At 70.5% G+C, this 21,000-nt stretch carries 19 protein-coding genes; 4 read left to right on the top strand and 15 right to left on the bottom strand.

Annotated features, from left to right (window positions below):
• Complete coding sequence (gene hemB, locus ACFWM2_RS21415; protein ID WP_383282059.1) at positions 1 to 993, bottom strand: porphobilinogen synthase; 993 nt, start codon at positions 991 to 993, stop codon at positions 1 to 3.
• A gap of 131 nt (positions 994 to 1,124) precedes the next feature.
• Between hemB and ACFWM2_RS21410 the strand changes: the two genes are divergently transcribed.
• On the top strand, positions 1,125 to 2,573 hold the full coding sequence (locus tag ACFWM2_RS21410) for an FAD-binding oxidoreductase (RefSeq protein ID WP_383282056.1): 1,449 nt from the start codon (positions 1,125 to 1,127) through the stop codon (positions 2,571 to 2,573).
• A 104-nt stretch (positions 2,574 to 2,677) separates the two neighbouring features.
• Here the strand turns inward: ACFWM2_RS21410 and ACFWM2_RS21405 are convergent, their stop codons facing one another.
• The 5 genes from ACFWM2_RS21405 to ACFWM2_RS21385 form a co-directional block, all read right to left on the bottom strand.
• On the bottom strand, positions 2,678 to 4,408 hold the full coding sequence (locus ACFWM2_RS21405) for a uroporphyrinogen-III synthase (RefSeq protein WP_383282053.1): 1,731 nt from the start codon (positions 4,406 to 4,408) through the stop codon (positions 2,678 to 2,680).
• A complete protein-coding gene (hemC, locus tag ACFWM2_RS21400; protein WP_383282050.1) occupies positions 4,405 to 5,364 on the bottom strand; it encodes a hydroxymethylbilane synthase in 960 nt (319 codons plus the stop codon). Before hemC ends, ACFWM2_RS21405 begins: the two co-directional genes overlap by 4 nt.
• Positions 5,361 to 7,244 carry a glutamyl-tRNA reductase gene (locus tag ACFWM2_RS21395; protein WP_383282047.1) on the bottom strand — a complete coding sequence of 628 codons (1,884 nt, stop codon included), beginning with the start codon at positions 7,242 to 7,244 and terminating at the stop codon, positions 5,361 to 5,363. Before ACFWM2_RS21395 ends, hemC begins: the two co-directional genes overlap by 4 nt.
• The gene (locus ACFWM2_RS21390) at positions 7,241 to 7,996 is read right to left on the bottom strand and encodes a redox-sensing transcriptional repressor Rex (protein ID WP_383282044.1); all 756 of its coding nucleotides are present in this window, start codon (positions 7,994 to 7,996) and stop codon (positions 7,241 to 7,243) included. The genes ACFWM2_RS21395 and ACFWM2_RS21390 overlap by 4 nt, the downstream gene beginning before the upstream one ends.
• 315 nt (positions 7,997 to 8,311) lie before the next feature.
• Positions 8,312 to 8,623 (bottom strand): glutaredoxin family protein, encoded by a 312-nt coding sequence (locus ACFWM2_RS21385; protein ID WP_383282041.1) that lies wholly within the window; start codon positions 8,621 to 8,623, stop codon positions 8,312 to 8,314.
• Positions 8,624 to 8,796: 173 nt separating this feature from the next.
• On the opposite strand from ACFWM2_RS21385, the gene ACFWM2_RS21380 reads away from it, so the two are divergent.
• The 3 genes from ACFWM2_RS21380 (at position 8,797) to ACFWM2_RS21370 (ending at position 12,792) form a co-directional block, all read left to right on the top strand.
• On the top strand, positions 8,797 to 9,750 hold the full coding sequence (locus tag ACFWM2_RS21380; RefSeq protein WP_383282039.1) for an HAD family hydrolase: 954 nt from the start codon (positions 8,797 to 8,799) through the stop codon (positions 9,748 to 9,750).
• A gap of 790 nt (positions 9,751 to 10,540) precedes the next feature.
• Positions 10,541 to 11,314: an ECF subfamily RNA polymerase sigma factor, BldN family gene (locus ACFWM2_RS21375; RefSeq protein WP_121405342.1), complete on the top strand. Its 774-nt coding sequence runs from the start codon at positions 10,541 to 10,543 to the stop codon at positions 11,312 to 11,314.
• 254 nt (positions 11,315 to 11,568) lie between these two features.
• Complete coding sequence (locus tag ACFWM2_RS21370) at positions 11,569 to 12,792, top strand: DUF5667 domain-containing protein (protein WP_383282036.1); 1,224 nt, start codon at positions 11,569 to 11,571, stop codon at positions 12,790 to 12,792.
• Positions 12,793 to 12,872: 80 nt separating this feature from the next.
• On the opposite strand, the gene ACFWM2_RS21365 is transcribed toward ACFWM2_RS21370, so the two are convergent.
• From ACFWM2_RS21365 to ACFWM2_RS21325, 9 genes are all read right to left on the bottom strand, one after another.
• The gene (locus ACFWM2_RS21365) at positions 12,873 to 13,922 is read right to left on the bottom strand and encodes a lysophospholipid acyltransferase family protein (RefSeq protein WP_383282033.1); all 1,050 of its coding nucleotides are present in this window, start codon (positions 13,920 to 13,922) and stop codon (positions 12,873 to 12,875) included.
• Positions 13,923 to 13,936: 14 nt separating this feature from the next.
• Positions 13,937 to 14,998 (bottom strand): NAD-dependent epimerase/dehydratase family protein, encoded by a 1,062-nt coding sequence (locus tag ACFWM2_RS21360; protein ID WP_383282030.1) that lies wholly within the window; start codon positions 14,996 to 14,998, stop codon positions 13,937 to 13,939.
• A 357-nt stretch (positions 14,999 to 15,355) separates the two neighbouring features.
• Positions 15,356 to 15,454, bottom strand: coding sequence for a 30S ribosomal protein bS22 (locus ACFWM2_RS21355; protein ID WP_003948845.1), 99 nt, complete (start codon positions 15,452 to 15,454; stop codon positions 15,356 to 15,358).
• A gap of 162 nt (positions 15,455 to 15,616) precedes the next feature.
• Positions 15,617 to 15,829, bottom strand: coding sequence for a helix-turn-helix domain-containing protein (locus tag ACFWM2_RS21350; RefSeq protein WP_004984898.1), 213 nt, complete (start codon positions 15,827 to 15,829; stop codon positions 15,617 to 15,619).
• Between the two features lie 129 nt (positions 15,830 to 15,958).
• Positions 15,959 to 16,774, bottom strand: coding sequence for a phosphatase (locus ACFWM2_RS21345; RefSeq protein WP_383282027.1), 816 nt, complete (start codon positions 16,772 to 16,774; stop codon positions 15,959 to 15,961).
• Between the two features lie 182 nt (positions 16,775 to 16,956).
• Entirely contained in the window at positions 16,957 to 18,129 is a 1,173-nt protein-coding gene (locus tag ACFWM2_RS21340; RefSeq protein ID WP_383282024.1) for an acetoin utilization protein AcuC, read from the bottom strand.
• A complete protein-coding gene (locus ACFWM2_RS21335) occupies positions 18,080 to 19,297 on the bottom strand; it encodes an MFS transporter (RefSeq protein ID WP_383282021.1) in 1,218 nt (405 codons plus the stop codon). Before ACFWM2_RS21335 ends, ACFWM2_RS21340 begins: the two co-directional genes overlap by 50 nt.
• 83 nt (positions 19,298 to 19,380) lie before the next feature.
• Complete coding sequence (locus ACFWM2_RS21330; protein ID WP_383282019.1) at positions 19,381 to 20,100, bottom strand: VC0807 family protein; 720 nt, start codon at positions 20,098 to 20,100, stop codon at positions 19,381 to 19,383.
• Between the two features lie 133 nt (positions 20,101 to 20,233).
• Positions 20,234 to 20,878 (bottom strand): HAD family hydrolase, encoded by a 645-nt coding sequence (locus ACFWM2_RS21325; protein ID WP_383282016.1) that lies wholly within the window; start codon positions 20,876 to 20,878, stop codon positions 20,234 to 20,236.
• Between the last annotated feature and the right edge of the window lie 122 nt (positions 20,879 to 21,000).

Here is a 21,000-nt window from a genome sequence, read left to right as displayed (position 1 = left end):
CTACCGCAGGCGCTGGGCGGCCTCGGTGGCCCAGTACGTGAGGATGTTCCGGGCGCCGGCGCGCTTGATGCCGGTCAGCGTCTCCATGATGGCCTTGTCGCGGTCGATCCAGCCCTTCTCCGCGGCGGCCTCGACCATCGAGTACTCCCCGGAGATCTGGTAGGCGACGACCGGCACGTCCACGGCGTCGGCGACCTTGGCGAGAATGTCCAGATACGGACCCGCCGGCTTCACCATCACCATGTCGGCGCCCTCCTCCAGGTCGAGGGCCAACTCCCGCAGGGATTCCCGTGCGTTGGCGGGATCCTGCTGGTAGGTCTTGCGGTCGCCCTTCAGCGAAGAGGCGACCGCTTCCCGGAACGGCCCGAAGAAGGCGGACGAGTACTTGACGGTGTAGGCGAGGACGGCGACGTCCTCGCGGCCGATCTGGTCGAGGGCATCGCGGACGACCCCGACCTGTCCGTCCATCATCCCGCTGGGGCCGACCACATGGGCGCCGGCGTCGGCCTGGACCTGGGCCATCTCGGCGTACCGCTCCAGGGTCGCGTCGTTGTCGACGCGCCCCTGGTCGTCGAGCACACCGCAGTGCCCGTGATCGGTGAACTCGTCGAGACACAGGTCGGACATGACGAGCAGTTCGTCCCCGACCTCGGCGCGTACGTCCCGCAGGGCGACCTGGAGGATCCCGTCGGGGTCCGTCCCTGCGGTGCCCAGGGCATCCTTGTTCGCGTCCTCCGGAACACCGAAGAGCATGATCCCGGATACCCCGGCCTCCAGCGCCTCCACGGCGGCCTTCTTCAGGCTGTCGCGGCTGTGCTGGACGACCCCGGGCATCGCCGAGATCGGCACCGGCTCACTGATGCCCTCCCGCACGAACGCGGGGAGGATGAAGTCGGCGGGGTGCAGGCGGGTCTCGGCGACCATGCGCCGCATGACGGGCGTCGTACGCAGCCGCCGCGGCCGCGTACCGGGGAAGGATCCGTACTGGGTCATGCCGTCTACGCTACGCCCGCCCAGGGGGCGCCTTTGCCGACGCTGCGTCGGCGCGATCACGCTCCCGCATGCGCCGTCGGGGCCGCGGGTCCAAGGTGGAAGTACCAACGCACAAGGACCTCGACGGCCTCTTGGAACAGACCCGCCGCCGTCCCTCCGTCGCGCACGTGCACGCGCTCCAGGAGGACGCGATGACCGCCACCGACCACACTCCCGACCTGTTCGCCCTCTCCGGCATCCGTGGCCCTGTGCTGCGGCCCGACGACGAGGGCTACGCGGACGAAGTCACCGGCTTCAACCTCGCCGCCCGCAACACCCCGGACGTCGTCGTCGGTGCGACCGGCGCCGACGACGTGGTCGCCGCGATGCGCTGGGCCGCGGCGACCGGTACACCCGTCGCCGTCCAGGCCACCGGCCACGGCGCGAACTTCCCCCTCGACAGCGGCCTGCTGATCAACACCTCCCGCATGACCGACGTACGGATCGATCCCGAAGCCCGGACCGCCACCGTCGGCGCCGGCGTGAAGTGGAGCCTGCTGCTGGAGGCCTCGGCTCCGCACGGCCTCGCCACCCTCAACGGCTCGTCCACGGACGTCGGCGTGGTCGGCTACACCCTGGGCGGCGGACTCCCCCTGCTCGGGCGGGCCTACGGATACGCCTCCGACCTGGTCCGCTCCTTCCAGGTCGTCACCGCGGACGGCACCCTGCGCGAAGCGGACGCCGACCACGAGGCCGACCTGTTCTGGGCCCTGCGCGGCGGCAAGGGAAACGTGGGCGTGGTGACCTCCCTGGTCACCGAGCTGCTGCCGCTCAGCCGCGTACTCGGCGGCGGCATCTACTGCGCCGGCGAGCACGCCGAGCCGCTGCTGCGCGCCTACGCCGAGTGGGCCCCGACCACGCCGCCCCAGATGTGCACCGGGTTCACGCTGCTGCGCCTGCCGCCGCTGCCGATCATCCCCGAGCCGCTGCGCGGCCGGTTCTGGGCCCGGATCGCGGTCGCCTGGACCGGCGACCCCGACGAGGGCGAACGGCTGCTGGCCCCGGTCCGCGCGGCCGCGCCGGTCGAGTTCGACACGGTGGCCGACATGGACTACCGCAGGACCGACGAGATCTATCAGGACCCGCGGGACCCCATTCCCGCCCGCGAGTGCTGCGCCCTGCTCCGCGATCTCACCCCGGAGGCCGTGGACACCCTGCTGGCACAGGCCGGCCCGGCCGTCCCCGACTTCCCCCTGCTCCTGGTCGAGCTGCGCCACATGGGCGGCAAGCTGGCCGGCCCCGCCCCCGCCGAGGACGCGGTCTGCTCCCGCGACGCCGGTTACCTGCTGGAGTCGGTCGGTGTCCCAGCGGGCCCGGAGGCCGCCGCCGCGGTGGAGACGGCCACGGCTTCGCTGTACGCCGCGATGGCCCCGTACGGCACCGGCCGCACCATGCCCAACCTGCACGGCAGGCCGGGCGACGCATCCGACCGCGCCCGCGCCTGGACCCCGCAGGCGTACGACCGGCTGCGCCGCACCAAGTCGACGTACGACCCGGAGAACCTGCTGCGGTACGGCCACACGGTGGCGCCGGCCGCCTGAACTCGGCCGGTCGTGCGAGTCCCCCCACTCGAACGAGGCCGAGAGGGGGGACTGCAGAACCGACAGGCGGGTCCGGGGCGGGGCGACCGCAGGGCCGCCCCCTCTCAGGTCGTACGGCGCCGCCGCGAGCCCGGTCGCCGTTCGCTGGGCCGGGTCACCGGATCGCCCGCCTCCAGCGCCGCGGCCCGCCGCCGCAGACCGAAGTCCGCGAGCGCCTCCGCCAGCTTGTGCACGGACGGCTCCGGCGCCATCACGTCGACCCGCAGCCCGTGCTCCTCGGCCGTCTTGGCCGTGGCCGGGCCGATACACGCGATCACCGTGACGTTGTGCGGCTTACCTGCGATACCCACCAGGTTCCGCACGGTCGAGGACGAGGTGAAGAGCACAGCGTCGAAACCGCCCCCCTTGATCGCCTCGCGCGTCTCGGCCGGCGGCGGCGAGGCGCGCACGGTCCGGTAGGCCGTGACGTCGTCGACCTCCCAGCCGAGCTCGATGAGCCCGGCGACCAACGTCTCGGTGGCGATGTCGGCGCGCGGCAGGAATACCCGGTCGATCGGGTCGAAGACCGGGTCGTACGGCGGCCAGTCCTCCAGCAGCCCGGCCGCGGACTGCTCACCGCTCGGCACCAGATCCGGCTTCACGCCGAAGGCGATCAGCGCCTTGGCCGTCTGCTCGCCCACCGCCGCGACCTTGATCCCGGCGAAGGCACGGGCGTCGAGCCCGTACTCCTCGAACTTCTCGCGCACGGCCCGTACGGCGTTCACGGAGGTGAAGGCGATCCACTCGTACCGCCCGGTCACCAGACCCTTGACCGCCCGCTCCATCTGCTGCGGCGTCCGCGGCGGCTCGACGGCGATCGTCGGCACCTCGTGCGGCACGGCACCGTACGAACGCAGCTGGTCGGAGAGCGACGCCGCCTGCTCCTTGGTCCGCGGCACGAGCACCTTCCAGCCGAACAGCGGCTTGGACTCGAACCACGACAACTGGTCGCGCTGGGCGGCGGCGGAACGCTCACCGACCACGGCTATCACCGGGCGGTGGCCCTCCGGCGACGGCAGCACCTTCGCCTGCTTCAGCGTCTGCGCGATGGTCCCGAGCGTCGCGGACCAGGTCCGCTGCCGGGTCGTCGTACCGGCGATCGTCACGCTCAGCGGCGTATCGGGCTTGCGCCCGGCGGCGACCAGCTCACCCGCGGCCGCGCTCACCGAGTCGAGCGTCGCCGACACCACGACGGTGCCGTCCGACACCCCGACCTCGGTCCAGCACCGGTCGGAAGCCGTCCGCGCGTCGACGAACCGCACATCGGCGCCCTGCGCGTCGCGCAGCGGCACACCGGCGTAGGCGGGCACACCCACCGCCGCGGCGACACCGGGCACGACCTCGAAGGGCACACCCGCGGCGGCGCAGGCCAGCATCTCCTCGGCGGCGTACGCGTCGAGCCCGGGGTCCCCGGACACCGCACGCACGACCCGCTTGCCGCCCCGTGCGGCCTGCATGACAAGATTGGCCGCATCCCTCAACGCGGGGGCCCCAGCGGTTGTTGACGAACCGTCAACAACCGTGAGCTGAGGCGTGCCCGGGCCCGTGTACGGATCCGCGGACGTGCCCGGAGGCGACGCGGCGGATCCCGTGGTCGGCTCCGTGTTCAGCTCGGCGACGCCGGGCCTGGCGTGCGCGCGGACCACGTCGAGCACCTCGTGCTCGGCGACCAGGACGTCCGCGTTCGCCAGCGCCTCCACGGCGCGCAGGGTCAGCAGTCCCGGATCCCCGGGTCCGGCACCGAGGAAGGTGACGTGCCCGTGTTCCGGACCGGCGGGAAGATTGGTGGGGCTCAAAGTGCTCGCTCCCCCATCAGACCGGCCGCGCCCTTGGCAAGCATCTCGGCAGCGAGTTCACGGCCGAGCGCCATTGCTTGGTCATGTGTCTCGGGCACGGGACCGGTGGTGGACAGCTGCACCAGCGTCGAGCCGTCGGTCGTGCCGACGACGCCGCGCAGGCGCATCTCCTTGACAGTCTGCCCGTCGGCCAGGACGTCGGCGAGTGCACCCACGGGTGCGCTGCAGCCGGCCTCCAGGGCGGCGAGCAGGGACCGCTCGGCGGTCACGGCGGCCCGGGTGAACGGGTCGTCGAGCTCGGCGAGCGAGGCGATGAGGTCCGCGTTGTCCGCGGCACACTCGATCGCGAGGGCCCCCTGGCCGGGGGCGGGCAAAACAGTGTCGACTGACAAAAAGTCAGTCACCTCGTCGATGCGGCCGATGCGCTTCAGTCCGGCGGCGGCGAGCACGACGGCGTCGAGCTCGCCCTTCCGCACGTACCCGATCCGGGTGTCGACGTTGCCACGGATCGCGACCGTCTCGATCGTCATCCCGTGACTGCGCGCGTACGCGTTCAACTGCGCCATGCGGCGCGGCGAACCGGTGCCGACGCGGGCGCCGTCCGGCAGCTGCGCGAAGGTCAGCCCGTCGCGGGCGACGAGGACGTCCCGCGGGTCCTCGCGCAGCGGCACGGCGGCCAGCGCGAGGTCGTCGGGCTGCGCGGTCGGCAGATCCTTGAGGGAGTGCACCGCGAAGTCCACATCCCCACTCACCAGCGCGTCGCGCAGGGCGGTCACGAAGACGCCGGTGCCGCCGATCTGTGCGAGGTTCTCGCGGGAGGTGTCGCCGTAGGTCGTGATCTCCACGAGCTCGACGGGCCGTCCGGTCACCTGGCTCACGGCGTCCGCCACCTGCCCGGACTGGGCCATGGCGAGTTTGCTGCGCCTGGTCCCGAGCCTCAGTGCCTGCTCAGTCATGCTCGCCCTCGGTTCTCGGCGTTCTCGGTGCTCATGTCTTGGGTGGCCCGCGAGACGGAGGCGACCGTCTCGGGGTCCAGGTCGAACAGGGTCCGCAGCGCGTCCGCGTACCCGGCACCGCCGGGCTCGGCGGCCAGCTGCTTGACCCTTACGGTCGGCGCGTGCAGAAGTTTGTCGACCACGCGCCGCACGGTCTGGGTGATCTCTCCGCGCTGCTTGTCGTCGAGGTCCGGCAGCCGCCCGTCCAGTCGCGCGATCTCGTTCGCGACAAGGTCGGCGGCCATGGTCCGCAGCGCTACGACGGTGGGCGTGATGTGCGCGGCCCGCTGGGCGGCGCCGAAGGCGGCCACCTCGTCGGCCACGATGCGCCGCACCTGGTCCACGTCGGCGGCCATCGGGGCGTCCGCCGAGGCCTCGGCGAGCGACTCGATGTCGACGAGCCGCACTCCGGGCAGCCGGTGCACGGCCGCGTCGATGTCACGGGGCATCGCCAGGTCGAGCAGGGCGAGGACCGGCTCGGGCCGGGGTACCTCGACCACCGGCTCGGGCCGGCGCCGCTCGGGCACCCGTCCGACGGTGGCCGCGGTGGCGGCGAGCGCGGTGATGAGTTCGGCGTCGAGCACTCCGGCGCCGCCCGCGGCCGGCCCGCCCTGCGGGGCGGTGGTGAGAGCGCCCGCCGACGACGAGGCCCCGGTGAGGCCGTCGGCGTCCAGGCCCTGTGCCCGCTCGGCCGCCGTCTCCGGCGCGAGCGCCCCGGCCTCGCGCTGCGCGGCACGCTCCGTGCCCTTGTCGACCCAGGCCGCGTGCTGTTCCAGCTCCGCCGCGGCCATACCGGCCACGGCCGCGTCGCCCAGCACCGAGAACCCGGCGGTTCCCTGCACGGCGGACAGATCGAGAGGACAGCCCTCGTCGGCACCCACACTCGTCGGCGGAAGCTCGTCCCGTACGACTCCGGAGGCATCCGGACCGCCGGCGCCGGTCACCGTACGGCCGAAGTCGGCGTCCACGGCCGTACGGCCGAGGTCCGCGCGCTCGCCCGTACGCTCCCGTACCGCCGAGGAGACCGTCTCGGCCGTGAGGACGAGACCGGTCGCTCCGGTGCAGGAAACAGCGATGTCGGCACGTGTCAGCTCGACCGGCACCGAGTCCATCGGTACCGCGCGGGCCAGCACGTCCGTGTCGTCGCCGTCCGTCAGGATCTGCGCGAGCCGCTCGGCGCGGTCCGGCGTGCGGTTGGCGACGACGATCTCGCCCACCCCGGCGCGCGCGAGCGTCGCCGCGGCCAGCGAGGACATCGAGCCCGCGCCGATCACCAGCGCCCGCTTGCCCCTGGCCCAGGCCTCGACGGCGGCACCGGAGGACAGCTGCTCCAGGCCGAAGGTGACGAGGGACTGTCCGGCCCGGTCGATGCCGGTCTCGGAGTGCGCCCGCTTGCCGACCCGCAGCGCCTGCTGGAACAGCTCGTTCAGCAGCCGGCCCGCGGTCTCCAGTTCCTGGGCGGTCGCGAGGGAGTCCTTGATCTGACCGAGGATCTGGCCCTCGCCCACGACCATCGAGTCCAGACCGCAGGCCACCGAGAAGAGGTGATGGACGGCCCGGTCCTCGTAGTGCACGTACAGGTAGGGAGTGAGCTCCTCGAGCCCGACCCCGCTGTGCTGGGCGAGCAGCGTGGACAGCTCGGCGACGCCCGCGTGGAACTTGTCCACATCCGCGTACAGCTCGATGCGGTTGCAGGTGGCGAGCACCGCGGCCTCGGCGGCCGGCTCGGCGGCGAGGGTGTCCTGAACCAGCTTGCTCTGCGTGTCCGCGGACAGCGTGGCCCGCTCCAGCACACTGACCGGAGCGCTGCGGTGGCTCAGCCCGACGACGAGAAGACTCATGCCGGCATCACGGCGGGGACATCCCCGTCAGGTCCTTTTCCGGGCTCCGTGGCGGCCGGCACGGCGGCCTCGGCCTCGGCCGCGGCCTCCTCGCCGGCCTTGCGCTGCTCGTGGAAGGCGAGGATCTGCAGCTCGATGGAGAGATCGACCTTGCGTACGTCGACACCGTCCGGGACGGACAGGACGGTCGGCGCGAAGTTGAGGATGGAGGTGACCCCGGCGGCGACGAGCCGCTCGCAGACCTGCTGGGCCGCACCGGCGGGCGTGGCGATCACACCGATCGAGACGCCGTTCTCGTCGATGATCTTCTCCAGGTCGTCCGTGTGCTGGACGGGGATCCCGGCGACGGGCTTTCCGGCCATTGCCGGATCGGCGTCGATCAGCGCGGCGACGCGGAAGCCACGGGAGGCGAACCCGCCGTAGTTGGCCAGCGCGGCGCCGAGGTTACCGATACCAACGATCACAACCGGCCAGTCCTGGGTCAGCCCCAGCTCGCGGGAGATCTGGTACACGAGATACTCGACGTCGTAGCCGACCCCACGCGTCCCGTAGGAGCCGAGGTAGGAGAAGTCCTTGCGCAGCTTCGCGGAGTTGACTCCCGCGGCGGCCGCGAGCTCCTCGGAGGAGACCGTGGGTACCGAGCGCTCCGACAGTCCGGTGAGGGCTCGGAGGTACAGCGGAAGCCGGGCGACGGTGGCCTCGGGAATCCCTCGGCTGCGGGTCGCCGGTCGGTGAGTTCGGCCAGTTGCCACGGTGCTCCTGCGGGTAGAGCGGGGCTGCAGGCGGTCACACGTCCCAGGACCGCCCCGTCGAATGCAGGCTATGTCTTTGTGAACGCGTGCACAAAGATGGTGTCCGATTTGCCCGGCCAACGTGACCGGGGTCACGCGCCCCCGGCGTATGCGTATGGAACCGGCACACGGGCACCTTCGTTCCTCACTGGATGGGGGCAAAACCGCACACTCTCCTCAACGAATCCCGCCCCCGAGATCTGAACCGCCCCCGATCCTAAGCGACTTTCCGGACCACTTGGACTACCCGGTCAGGCCACGGTTCGACAAGCGCCCCTAGGAACTGAGGGCCTTACGGAGCCGCTCCTCGCTGACCCGCCAGAACGTGTGCTGGGCGCCGTCCACCAACACGACCGGAATCTGCTCCCAGTACTCCCGGTGAAGCTCCTCGTCCTGCGTGATGTCCCGGCCCTCCCACGGGACTCCGAGCTCCCCGCAGACCTTCTCCACGACCACCTGCGCGTCGTCGCACAGATGGCAGCCGGGCTTCCTGATCAGCGTGACAAGCCGCTCCCGCGGTGCCTTCTTCATGTCCGTCCTCTCCGTACGGCGGTCACTGCGCCGGAACATGGGGCTCATGTCAGCCATTCTCGCCCCGCAGCGGCCACGGTGTCCCCGGGCGGCCCCTACGGACTCAACCGCCCCGGCCCAGGTCCGGCGCGCCGGACAGATCACTTCTTTAACGAGCCGGTCGCGGAGAGTTCACAGCCCCGCATCCTCTCGGCTCCGGAACACCCGAACAGACTGGCTATGCTCACGACATGGCCGCTCTCGGATGGCTCACTCCCCGTAGGCGCTCCGCCACGGCGCGAAGCGTGTTGGCAGGCGAGGCCTCGGCGGAGGCAGCGCGCAAAACCTCCCAGGAACTGGAGGGGCTCGCCGACCTCACGCACGAGACCGCGGCCGACGCTGCCGCGGTGGAGCCGGTGTTCCCCGTGCTCGGCGACGACAAGGCCGCCGCGTTCTTCGACCTCGACAACACCGTGATGCAGGGTGCCGCGCTGTTCCACTTCGGCCGCGGGCTGTACAAGCGGAAGTTCTTCGAGACCCGCGACCTCGCCAAATTCGCCTGGCAGCAGGCGTGGTTCAGGCTGGCCGGGGTCGAGGACCCGGAGCACATGCAGGAGGCCCGGGACTCGGCGCTGTCCATCGTCAAGGGCCACCGGGTCGCCGAGTTGATGTCGATCGGCGAGGAGATCTACGACGAGTACATGGCCGAGCGGATCTGGCCCGGTACGCGCGCCCTCGCCCAGGCCCACCTGGACGCGGGCCAGAAGGTATGGCTCGTCACGGCGGCGCCGGTCGAGATCGCCACGGTGATCGCGCGCCGGCTGGGGCTGACCGGGGCGCTGGGCACGGTCGCCGAGTCCGTCGACGGCGTCTACACCGGCAAGCTGGTGGGCGAGCCGCTGCACGGGCCCGCCAAGGCGGAGGCGGTGCGTGCCCTGGCCCACGCGGAGGGGCTGGACCTCTCGCGCTGCGCCGCGTACAGCGACTCGCACAACGACATCCCCATGCTCTCGCTGGTCGGTCACCCCTACGCGATCAACCCCGACGCCAAGCTCCGCAAGCACGCGCGGACGTTCGACTGGCGGTTGCGCGACTACCGCACGGCGCGGAAGGCCGCGAAGGTGGGCATCCCGGCGGCCGCCGGGGTCGGGGCGGTAGCCGGCGGTACGGTCGCGGCAATCGCCCTCAGCCGTCGGCGCCGCTAGCGCTTCGCTGGCGGGGGCCTTTTGCTGGCGTGGGCGCCTTGTGCGGGGTTCACCTTGGGTGGGTGGTTCGCCGTCCGGCGGTGGGTGGTTCGCCGTCCGGTGGTGGGTGGGTGGTTCGCCTAGCGCCGGGGGTGGGTCGGGGCCGTGCCGGTACATCCGCCCGTCGCCCTACCGGCTGTGCTGTCTTCTGGGGGCGCTCTGTTGGGTGTTCTCGCGCATGGCGACGGGCATTTGATGTACCGGCACGGCCCCTTCGGTGCGTGGGCGACTGCGGGTGCGTGGGGGGTGCGGGCGTGGGCGGGCCGTCATCGCCGTCTTGCGCTGCGGGCAGCCTCGGCGGTCCCAGGCGCAGCGGCACCCCGCTAGCGCCGGGCTCGCCGACCCATCCCAACGTCAGTCCCGGCGCCGGGTGTCATCGAGTTGCGGTGTGGCCCCGGCTGAGGTGGCGCGAACGTGCGTTCCCGGGGTCGGCGTGGGGGCGGGACGTGGGCAATCCTGGTGTTCTACCCCCACAACGCCCCCGCCAGTCCCAACGCCCGCACACGGCCACAACACGCCCCGCACCCAGACGGAACACGAACTAATTCGATCAAGAACCGTTCACCATCTGGTACTTGATCAGGCGTCGATCAGTAACAGAAGCGACGTAATCGATGATTTGAGCAACTGGGTGTAGCACTGCCTGTACGAAGCGTTATTCTCCTCAAACGCATGACGGACTCCACCAGTCGCTACGACGGGTGAACGGTCCGGTACTGCACGTGATGGAAGCTCTGCCTCTGGGAGTCCCGTGTACCCACACGTCGGGGTTGACGCCTCGGGCCTGGCTACGCTGCGCGCGACGGTCCTCGACCGCCTGCGCGGCTTCGTCCCCACCGCGTACGCCGTCCCCGCCCTCGCTGTCTCCGCCGCGCCCGTAGGTCCGTGCTATGCACTGGCCGACGGCAGCGCGGCGGTGGGCAGACGAGGCCGCTCGGCCGCCACGCCCACCGCACGCCGCCCGGCCGCGGACAGTGACAGCGCCCGCATGATGGACCTCGTCGAACGTGCCCAGGCCGGCGAGGCCGACGCCTTCGGACGCCTCTACGACCAGTACAGCGACACCGTGTACCGCTACATCTATTACCGCGTCGGGGGCAAAGCGACCGCGGAAGACCTCACGAGCGAGACCTTTCTGCGGGCGCTCCGGCGCATCGGCACCTTCACCTGGCAGGGCCGCGACTTCGGCGCGTGGCTGGTAACGATCGCCCGCAACCTGGTCGCCGACCACTTCAAGTCCAGCCGCTTCCGGCTGGAAGTCACCACTGGCGAGATGCTCGACGCCAACGAGGTCGAGCGCTCCCCCGAGGACTCCGTCCTGGAGTCACTGTCGAACGCCGCACTGCTCGACGCCGTACGGCGGCTCAATCCCCAGCAGCAGGAGTGCGTGACCCTGCGCTTCCTTCAGGGGCTCTCGGTCGCCGAGACCGCCCGAGTGATGGGCAAGAACGAGGGCGCCATCAAGACCCTCCAGTACCGGGCCGTCCGGACGCTGGCCCGACTCCTCCCGGATGACGCCCGCTGACATCCGTACCGCCCAAAGTGATCAAGCACGCTCAGCGACGATCAACTCACGTTCCGTAAAAGTCCGTTGACTTCGCTGTCCGATCATCCGTCGTCCGTAACCCAAGTGCCACGCCGCTCGTTGTGCGGGATACAGGCTCCCTGTGGTCACACCCTGGCCGACACCGATCACTCGATCGTGTGGTTGTCACCAGGGCGTGCAACCCTCAGGACCCCCTGGGGAGTCGACCGTCATGACGAGAGGAGGTGCCGCCAGTGATCGCAAACGTATCGGCGCACCGGCGGGCGAACGCCTTCGCCCAGGCCCTGGAGGAGCAGTCCGACCGGGGCACGGCGGCCGAGCAGCCCAACGGGTCGGCACCGCCCCCGGCTGCTGCGGATCAGACCGAGCAAGGCCGCATGCTGGCCTTCGCGACCGGTCTCGGCGAGCTGCCCAAACCGGCGATGGACCCCGAGGTCAAGGTCGTCCAGCGGGCCCAGCTCGTGGCCGCGATGGAGGCCATGCTGCTGGAGGGCAGGGCCCCGGGAGGCGAGGCGGCGGACCCTTCCGTGCCCGAACAGCGGACCCGTCGGCGGGGCGCGCACCGGGCGACCGGGCTGGGGAAGTTGCGACCACGGTCCCGGCTCTCCAAGGGGCTCGCCGCCGGCGGGCTCACCGTCGGTGTGGCCGCAGGAGCTTTCGGCGGCGTCGCCGCTGCCAGTTCCGACGCCCTGCCGGGTGACTCGCTCTACGGGCTCAAGCGCGGCATGGAGGACATCAAGCTGGGCATGGCCGAGGGCGCGAGCGACCGCGGCCAGATCTACCTCGACCACGCCTCCACGCGGCTGAACGAGGCCCGCCGACTGATGGAGCGCGACCGCTCCGGCCATCTCGACCACGAGTCCCTGGGCGAGATCCGCCGAGCGCTGTCCGGTATGCAGCACGACGCCACGGAAGGCCACCGCCTGCTGCACGAGGCGTACGAACGGGACGGTTCACTCGGCCCCATCCAGGCCCTGTCCGCCTTCTCCCAGTCGCATCGTGAGGCCTGGGGCGCGCTGCGCGACCGGCTGCCCGTCCAACTCGGCGACGTCAGTCAGCAGGTCTCGTCGGTCTTCGACGCCATAGACGAAGAGGTCGAGCCGCTGCGCTCGCTGCTTCCGCAGCCCCCGGCCACGGGCGGCCCCGGCCGACAGGGCTCCGGCGCGGCCTCGACCGGTTTGTCCGGCACGGACCGCCCGGCGCCCAGCGCCCCCGACGGTTCCTCCGACGGCCGGCACTCCGCCAGTGGCAAGCCCAAGCCGTCCACGTCGGGCAGTGACCGCGACGGCCTGCTCGGCGGCAACACGGGTGGCCTCCTCGACCCGCCGAAGGACGACACCAGCTCGTCCCCGTCGGCCGGCAAGGGCAGCCCGAGCGCCGAACCGGACGTCACGCTGCCCCCGCTCCTCCCGGGACTCCTCCCGGGACTGGGCATCGACGGCGAGGACAGCAAGTAGCGCGCTGCGGATGCGTCGGTGGGGGCGCCCTGGTGAAAAGGGGCGCCCCCACCGACGTATCCAAAAGTGGCGCTACAGCGTCAGAAGAACACCGATCGCCGCTGTACCAGCAGCTTGTAGAGGGTGTGCTGGATCTGCTCCCTGACCTGGTCGGTCAGGTTGAACATCAGCATCGGATCCTCGGCCGCCTCCGGCGGATAGCCGTCCGTACGGATCGGCTCACCGAACTGGATGGTCCACTTGGTCGGCAGCGGAACCGCCCCGAGCGGGCCCAGCCAGGGGAATGTGGGCGTGATCGGGAAGTACGGGAATCCCAGCACCCGCGCGAGCGTCTTCGCGTTGCCGATCATCGGGTAGATCTCCTCCGCGCCGACGATCGAGCACGGGATGATCGGGGTGCCCTGCCGCAGCGCCGTGGACACGAAGCCGCCACGGCCGAACCGCTGGAGCTTGTAGCGCTCGCTGAACGGCTTGCCGATGCCCTTGAATCCCTCCGGCATCACGCCGACCAGTTCGCCGCGCCCCAGGAGCCGTTCGGCGTCCTCGGCGCAGGCGAGGGTGTGACCGGCCTTACGTGCCAGCTCGTTGACCACCGGCAGCATGAAGACCAGGTCCGCCGCGAGCAGCCGGAGGTGCCGGCCGGCGGGGTGGTTGTCGTGGACGGCGACCTGCATCATCAGGCCGTCCAGCGGCAGCGTCCCGGAGTGGTTGGAGACGATCAGCGCGCCGCCCTCGGCGGGGATGTTCTCGATGCCCTTCACCTCGACCCGGAAGTACTTCTCGTAGACCGGGCGGATCAGGGACATCAGGACCTGGTCGGTGAGTTCGGCGTCGTAGCCGAAGTCGTCGACCTCGTAGTCCCCGGTCAGCCGACGGCGCAGGAAGGCCAGGCCGCCGGCGATCCGGCGCTCCAGACCGCTGCCCTGCGCGGGCTCAGGTGTCTCCGGGTTCTCGTGCTTCACGGGAACATCATCCAGCGCGGGCGCTCGGCCGGGCAGGGGCTGTACCTCACGTACCACCGCAGGCTCGCCGTTGCGCCTGCTCCCCGCGCTCCGGCGGCGCGGCGGGCGCTGCGCGGCGCCCGTGCGCGACCGGTCGTCGTCGAACGGAATGACCTTGGCATCCGCCATTGTTGATGCGCTCCTCAGTTGGCGCTCTGCGTCGGGGAGTGGCCGCCGCCCAGGGCAGGCAGTGCGGCGATCCGGTCGACGGCCCCTGCAAGGGCCTCCGGAGGCAGGAGTCCGGGCCCCCGGCTTCGTGCGAAGTCCGCGAAGGTCTCCGCTGTCGTGTACTTCGGCTGGTAACCCAGCGTCTCGCGCATCTGGATCGTCGCCACGACCCGTCCGTGCGTCAGCAGCCGCAGCTGCTCCGGCGAGAAATCCGTCATGCCCAGCGTACGCATCGCCGTACCCACCCAGGTGACCGCGGGCATCAGCAGCGGCACCGTCGGCCGGCCGAGCCGCCGCGCGCACTGCGACAGCAGCAGGACGCCGTCCCCGGCGATGTTGAACGTGCCGCTGTTGAGTGTCCCGCGCTCGGGGTCGTGCGAGGCCAGCCGGAGCACCTCGATCACGTCGTCCTCGTGCACGAACTGCAGCCGCGGGTCGTAGCCGAGCACGGTCGGCAGCACGGGCAGCGAGAAGTACGAGGCGAGCGGCGAGTCCGCGCTCGGCCCCAGGATGTTCGCGAACCGCAGTACGCACACGGCGACATCGGGCCTGCGGCGGGCGAAGCCGCGGACATACCCCTCGACCTCCACCGTGTCCTTGGCGAAGCCGCCGCTGGGCAGCGACTTGGGTCCGGTCGTCTCGGTGAAGACGGCCGGATCGCGCGGCGCGGACCCGTACACGTTCGTACTGGACTTCACCGCAAGGCGCTTGACCGTGGGGGACTTCTGGCAGGCACCGAGGAGCTGCATGGTGCCGATGACGTTGGTCTCCTTGACCGTGGTCCGGCTGCCGCTGCCCAGCGGGGTGCCCGTCACGTCCATGTGGACGACCGTGTCGACGGAGTACTCGGCCAGCACGCGCGCGATGGCGGGCTGCCGTATGTCGGCCTGGATGAACTCGGCGCCGCCCAGGTGGTGCTCGGGCGGGACCGCGTCGACGGCGATCACCCGGTCCACTTGCGGGTCACGCTGGATCCGTCGTACGAACCGGCCCCCCAGCTGACGGGCCACTCCGGTCACGAGCACGACCTTCCCCAAGATCAGCGCCTTCCTTCCGCCTCGTACAACTCCGCGTACCGCTGCTCGTACCCTGCCGGGTTCCCCGTCTGCCGCCAACCTAGCGGGTCGATGTTGCGCTGTGATGACCGCTCGATGCACGAAGTGACGACGCCCTGGTACGTACGATCAGACCACGCCATGTGCCGCGCAGGCGTACGTCCACGAGGCCGTTGGCCGGATCCGGACCAGAGCGGGTCCGCTCGCTGCCGGCGGAGACCGACTGCCCTCGGCCGGATACGGCTGTGGCCCCCCACCTGACGGTGGGAGGCCACAGAGCGCGCTGTTGCAGCGGTCGCGCAAGCGCAAGGGCGGGCCCCGCGAGTGCGGGGCGCGGCCTTACTTCTTGTTGCGACGCTGAACGCGAGTGCGCTTGAGCAGCTTGCGGTGCTTCTTCTTCGCCATCCGCTTGCGCCGCTTCTTGATAACAGAGCCCACGACTACCCTCGCTCACTTCTCTTTACTCGGTGCTGGGCTGCATGGGCCCACACGACCTATGAGGGGCCAGCCTACCCGCCCGAGGGCTGAGGTCGTAATCGAGGTGAACCGGGGGATCCCCAAGGGGCCCTGAGGGCCTCCCGGGGATCCCGCGGTATGCCGTCAGGCGGTCTCCACCCCCACGTAACTCTCGCGGAGGTACTCGTGAACCGCTTGCTCCGGCACCCGGAAGGACCTCCCCACCCGGATCGCCGGCAGATGACCGCTGTGCACCAAGCGGTACACGGTCATCTTCGACACTCGCATCACCGAGGCGACTTCCGCCACGGTCAGGAACTGAACCTCGTTCAGAGGCCTCTCGCCAGCTGCAGCCATGACACACCTGAACCTTCCGCACTCGACGGCCACCGGCTTCCCCTTCCGGTGACACTTCGTCGTTGCGTGCTCACTCCCCAGAGTAGGGGCGTGTGATGCGAGTGGGGAAGAGGAGCTGCAATCGGCGGCCTACTGTGACAGACACGCTCGATTGAGTACATAGCGAGTAAGCGGTCGGTAGTAATCAGACCGCACAGCGTCATCAAGTGGAACGACGACGGACACGCGCCCCTCTGCCTCCCCGACGAAGAGCGCGGGATCGTCCGTATCAGCCAGCCCCATGGCCTCGAACCCCAGCTGACCTGCTCCGCAGACCCAGCCGTGGTCCCCGATGACGAGTTCGGGGAGCGGTCCCCCGGCCTCCGCGGCGGCGGCCAGCGCGAGACGAACCGGCAGTGGTGAGTGGGTGTGTGCGCCGGTCGTACGCCCGGGGTCCCACGCGCCGGGTTCCCGCACCAACGCGACGCCTTGTACGTAGTCGAGGTTGTACGTGCGTAGACCGAACCGGGTCGTTATGTCGACAGAGCTACCCTGCGCCGGGGTGAGGACGGTACATCCGGCCGCCGACAGGGCGTCCGCCAAGGCGGCGTAGAAACCGATCAGCCGGTGCGGGTGGCCGGTGCCCAGGAGCACCGGGATCCCGCGCCCTGCCGCATCCCCGAGTCGCTCGGCGAAAGCGTCGAGAGCCGCCAGCGTTCGCTCAGGGTCGATCACATCATTGCCGGTTCTGTGCAATGGGTCGGCCGAAACCCCGCATTTGTCGGCCATCAGCTCGATCAGGTCCTGCTGCCGCCACGTCCACTCGGGATCGAGACCGATCATCACGCGCGGGTCGCGAGCCGCGAAGAGCCGGTAGCTGCGCAGGCTCTCCTCGCGCGAGGTGGCCACGGGCCCGGCCAGCCGGGCGGCCAGCAGATGCGCACGCAATGCGCCGGTGCTCAACACGACTGCGATGCTGACGCATGCGGTGTCGCCGTATGCCCAAAATGCTGAAAACACCCCACAGTTGGCGTAATCGGCGCCCACTGCTTCAGGTGCCGGACGCCGGACGCCGGCCAGGGGTTGGACGCGATGGCGGGCTCGGGCTCGGGCTCGGGCTCGGGCTCGGGCTCGGGCTCGGGCTCGGGCTAAGCCAGCATCCCCCGCAGCGGGAACACCGCCCGGCGCGTGGCGAGTACGGCCTGGTCCAGCCGGTCCGCGGGGTCGTACCCGGCGTCCCACTCCCGCCAGGACACGGGCCACCGCCCGTCCGTCATCCGCATCGGCGCCAACTGCCGTGTCCGCGCGAAGACTTCCTGCCGCCAGCTCTCCGGAATCACCGTCTCCGGCTCCACCGGACGCCCCGCCGCGATCGCCACCAGATGCGTCCAGGACCGCGGCACCACGTCCACCACCGCGTAGCCGCCTCCGCCGAGCGCGATCCACCGACCCTCGGCGTACTCGTGCGCCAGCTCGTGACAGGCCACCTGTACGGCCCGCTGCGCGTCGAGCGACACCGCGAGATGCGCCAGCGGGTCCTCGAAGTGGGTGTCGGCGCCGTGCTGGGTGACGATCACCTGCGGCCGGAAGTCGGCGATGAGCTCCGGCACCACGGAGTGGAAGGCCCGCAACCACCCCTCGTCCCCCGTCCCGGCGGGCAGCGCCACATTCACCGCCGAGCCCTCCGCGCTGTCGGCCCCGGTCTCCTCCGGCCACCCGGTCTGCGGGAACAACGTCCGCGGATGCTCGTGCAGCGAGATCGTCAGAACCCGCGGATCCTCCCAGAAGGCCGCCTGCACCCCGTCCCCGTGGTGCACGTCGACATCCACGTAGGCGACGCGGTCGGCGCCCAGCTCCAGCAGGCGAGCGATCGCCAGCGAGGCGTCGTTGTAGATGCAGAATCCCGAGGCGGCCCCCGGCATCGCGTGGTGCAGGCCGCCCGCGAAGTTCACCGCGTGCAGCGCTTCCCCGCGCCACACCGCCTCGGCCGCCCCGACCGACTGCCCGGCGATCATCGCCGACGCCTCGTGCATCCCGGCGAAGGCGGGATCGTCCAGGGTCCCGATGCCGTACGAGGTGTCCGCCGAGGCAGGATCCAGGGACGCGGCCTTCACCGCCTCCACGTAGTCCTCGCGGTGCACGAGCCGCAGCGTCGACTCCCCGGCCGGCTTCGCCGCCACCACGTCGACCTCCCGGTCGAGCCCGAAGGCGTCGACCAGTCTCCGGGTCAGCGCCAGCCGGACCGGATCCATCGGATGCTCCGGACCGAAGTCATAGCCCGTTACTGCCTCGTCCCACATCAGCTGTGCGCGGCCGCTCATGCCCGTCACCGTATCGGTCCGGTTCGGAACCGAACGACCGGGCGTACCGCAAGGTCACCAGGACCAGCAGCATGGGTACGAGCATGGCTCCCCGGTAGTTCCAGACGTCGCCCAGCGCCCCCACCAAGGGCGCTCCGACCAGGAAGCCCACGTAGTTGAAGATGTTCAGCCGCGCGATCGCCGTGTCGGACGAACCGGGGAAGAGCCGCCCCGCCGCCGCGAAGGTCTGCGGCACGATCACACACAGCCCGAGGCCGAGCAGCGTGAACCCCAGCATCCCGACCCAGGGCCCCGGCGCCACGGCCACCACCGCGAACCCGAGCGCGGCCACCACCGCCCCCAGCCGTACGACGGCCACGGCCCCGAACCGCCGTACCCCGAAGTCCCCCATCGTCCGCCCCAGCAGGGTGGTGACCATGTAGACGTTGTACGGCACGGTCGCCAGCTGTTCCGAACTGCCCAGCACGTCCTGCAGGTACTTCGCGCTCCAGTTGGAGACCGTCGAGTCCCCGATGTAAGCGAAGGCCATCACCAGACAGAGCGGCAGCAGCAGCTTGAAGACGAGGGGCTTGGCGTCGGCACCCTCCCCCACCGCCGGCGCATCGACAGCACCTCCGTCGACGTACCACCGACTCCCCACGAAGGCCGCGGGCAACAGCACGAGCACGACCGGCAGATACGACACGAACAGCGACAGATGCCAGTGCGCCCCCGCCCACGCCAGCGACGCCCCCAGGATCCCGCCCAGGCTGTAGACCGCATGGAAGCTGAGCATGATGCTGCGCCCGTACGTGCGCTGCAGGCTGACCCCGAGCATGTTCATGGAGGCGTCGAGTGCGCCCACCGCCAGCCCGAAGGCGCCGAGCGCGACCGCCACTTCGACCAGGTTGTCGCCGGCGCCGACACCGAGCAGGGACAGCAGCACGACCGGCTGCGACCAACGCAGTACGCGGCTGGGCCGCACCCGCTTCACCAGCTGCTCGGTGGTCACGCTGCCGACCCCGGCGAGTACCGGCACCGCGGCGAGGAAGGCGGGCAGCAGGGCGTCGGATATCCCGTACCGGTCCTGGATCGCCGGGATGCGCGTCACGAGCAGCGCGAACGCGACCCCTTGGGCGAAGAAACCGAACGCCAAAGAGGCCCTACCGCGCCGCAGCACATCTGTCATGGCGGCGAGCGTAGGGCCCCGGCTTACCGGTGGGTAGATCAAGCAGAAGGTGAATTCTGTTCAGCTCTGCGGAGGAGGGACTGTCACTTCTCGGTCGCGACCCGGGAGGCGAGCTCGTGGTCCAGCATCTTCTGCATCGGAACGACACCGAACCGTCCGCTGACCAGGAAGGCCAGCACCATCGCGGCGATCATCACGACCGTGCCGAGCAGGACCATGGTGTCGATCGGCAGCGTGTAGGCGCCCACCACCCGCAGGACGCACTCACCGAGCAGCGCCACACCCCAGACCAGGGAGAAGTTCCGCTCGGCCGCCCGGAACCGCGGCGACTGCGCGACCAGCCGGTCCCACGCCGCGCTCCTGGCCGCGTCGCCCTTGATGAGGAACGGCTTCATCGCCTGCGTCATCATCGGCTTTCCGAGCTTGATCGACACCAGGACACCGATGCCGATCGCGCTGCTCACCCCGCTGTCCTTGGCGAGCATCAGCCGCGGGTCACCGGCCACCAGGCTGAGAAACAGCCCGACGACGTTGACGAAGAGGATCAGTCCCGCCAGGGCGTTGACCTTGCGCTCCTTCGCGGCACTCCACACGGTCCGCACGGCCGGCACCACACTGCTCCAGCCGAGCGCCGCCATGGTGCTCATGCCGAGCCCGTCCTTGAGCAGGTAGTACGACCCGACGGGCAGCGCCACGTCCAGGATCAGCGGCAGGAAGCTGGGCCGGGACGCGGACGTCTCGGTGGCCGTGGTGGTGGCCTGGGCAGTCGTTCCAGTGCTGGTCTCGGTGATCGTGAGGCTCATGATCGGGTCCCTCCGTCGTCGCTGTGCACGTCCCGTTCGATGTACTCAGCTTGGCGGTCGGACCGGGTGCGGCAGTAGAAACGATCGTCCGGTGACGGCCGTGACAATTGTCAGGCCCGCCCCGTGGTGGCCGTCATACCAGCAGGTCAGCCAACTGCCCCATGTCGCCGAACAGTTGAGTGGCACCCGCCAGCCGGTCGGCCGGCGTCATGGCGGTGTAGCCGAGCACATCCATCCCGGCCGCGTTCGCCGCCCGCACACCGAGCGGACTGTCCTCGACCACCACGCACTTGCGAGGCGGTACGCCCATCCGCGCGGCCGCGTGCAGGAACAGATCCGGCGCCGGCTTCCCCCGCCCCACGTCCTGCGAACTGAAGATGCGCGCGTCGTCGAACCACCGGTCGAGCCCGGTCTTGCGATGACCCACCCGGATCCGCTCATGACTCCCCGACGAGGCCACGCAGTACGGCACCCCGTCCGCGGTCAGCTTCTCCAGCACCTGCACGACCCCGGCAACGGACTCCAACTCCCGCTCGAACGCGGCGAACACCCGCGCGTGAAAGACGTCGTCGAAGTCCCCGGGCAGCCGCTGCCCGGTCCGCTCCTCGACCAGGTCGTGTACGCGGTGCATGGCGGCGCCCATGTAGTCGCGCAGGGACTCCTCGTACGAGGTGGGATGCCCCAGCTCCGTGAGATACGCGGCCAGCAGCGTGTTGGAGATCGGCTCACTGTCCACGAGGACGCCGTCGTTGTCGAAGATGACCAGGTCGTAGCGCATGACTCGACCCTAAGCGATCCGGAAAAGCCCGGAAATGCAGAAAACCCCCGTACCAGGAATCCCGGTACGGGGGTTTTCTTCAAAATTTGTTCGGCGGCGTCCTACTCTCCCACAGGGTCCCC

It is taken from the genome of Streptomyces sp. NPDC058371 (assembly GCF_042723265.1).
GTDB lineage: Bacteria > Actinomycetota > Actinomycetes > Streptomycetales > Streptomycetaceae > Streptomyces.
The sequence above is the reverse complement of the archived record's forward strand: the minus strand, read 5'-3'. Positions and strand labels throughout refer to the sequence as shown.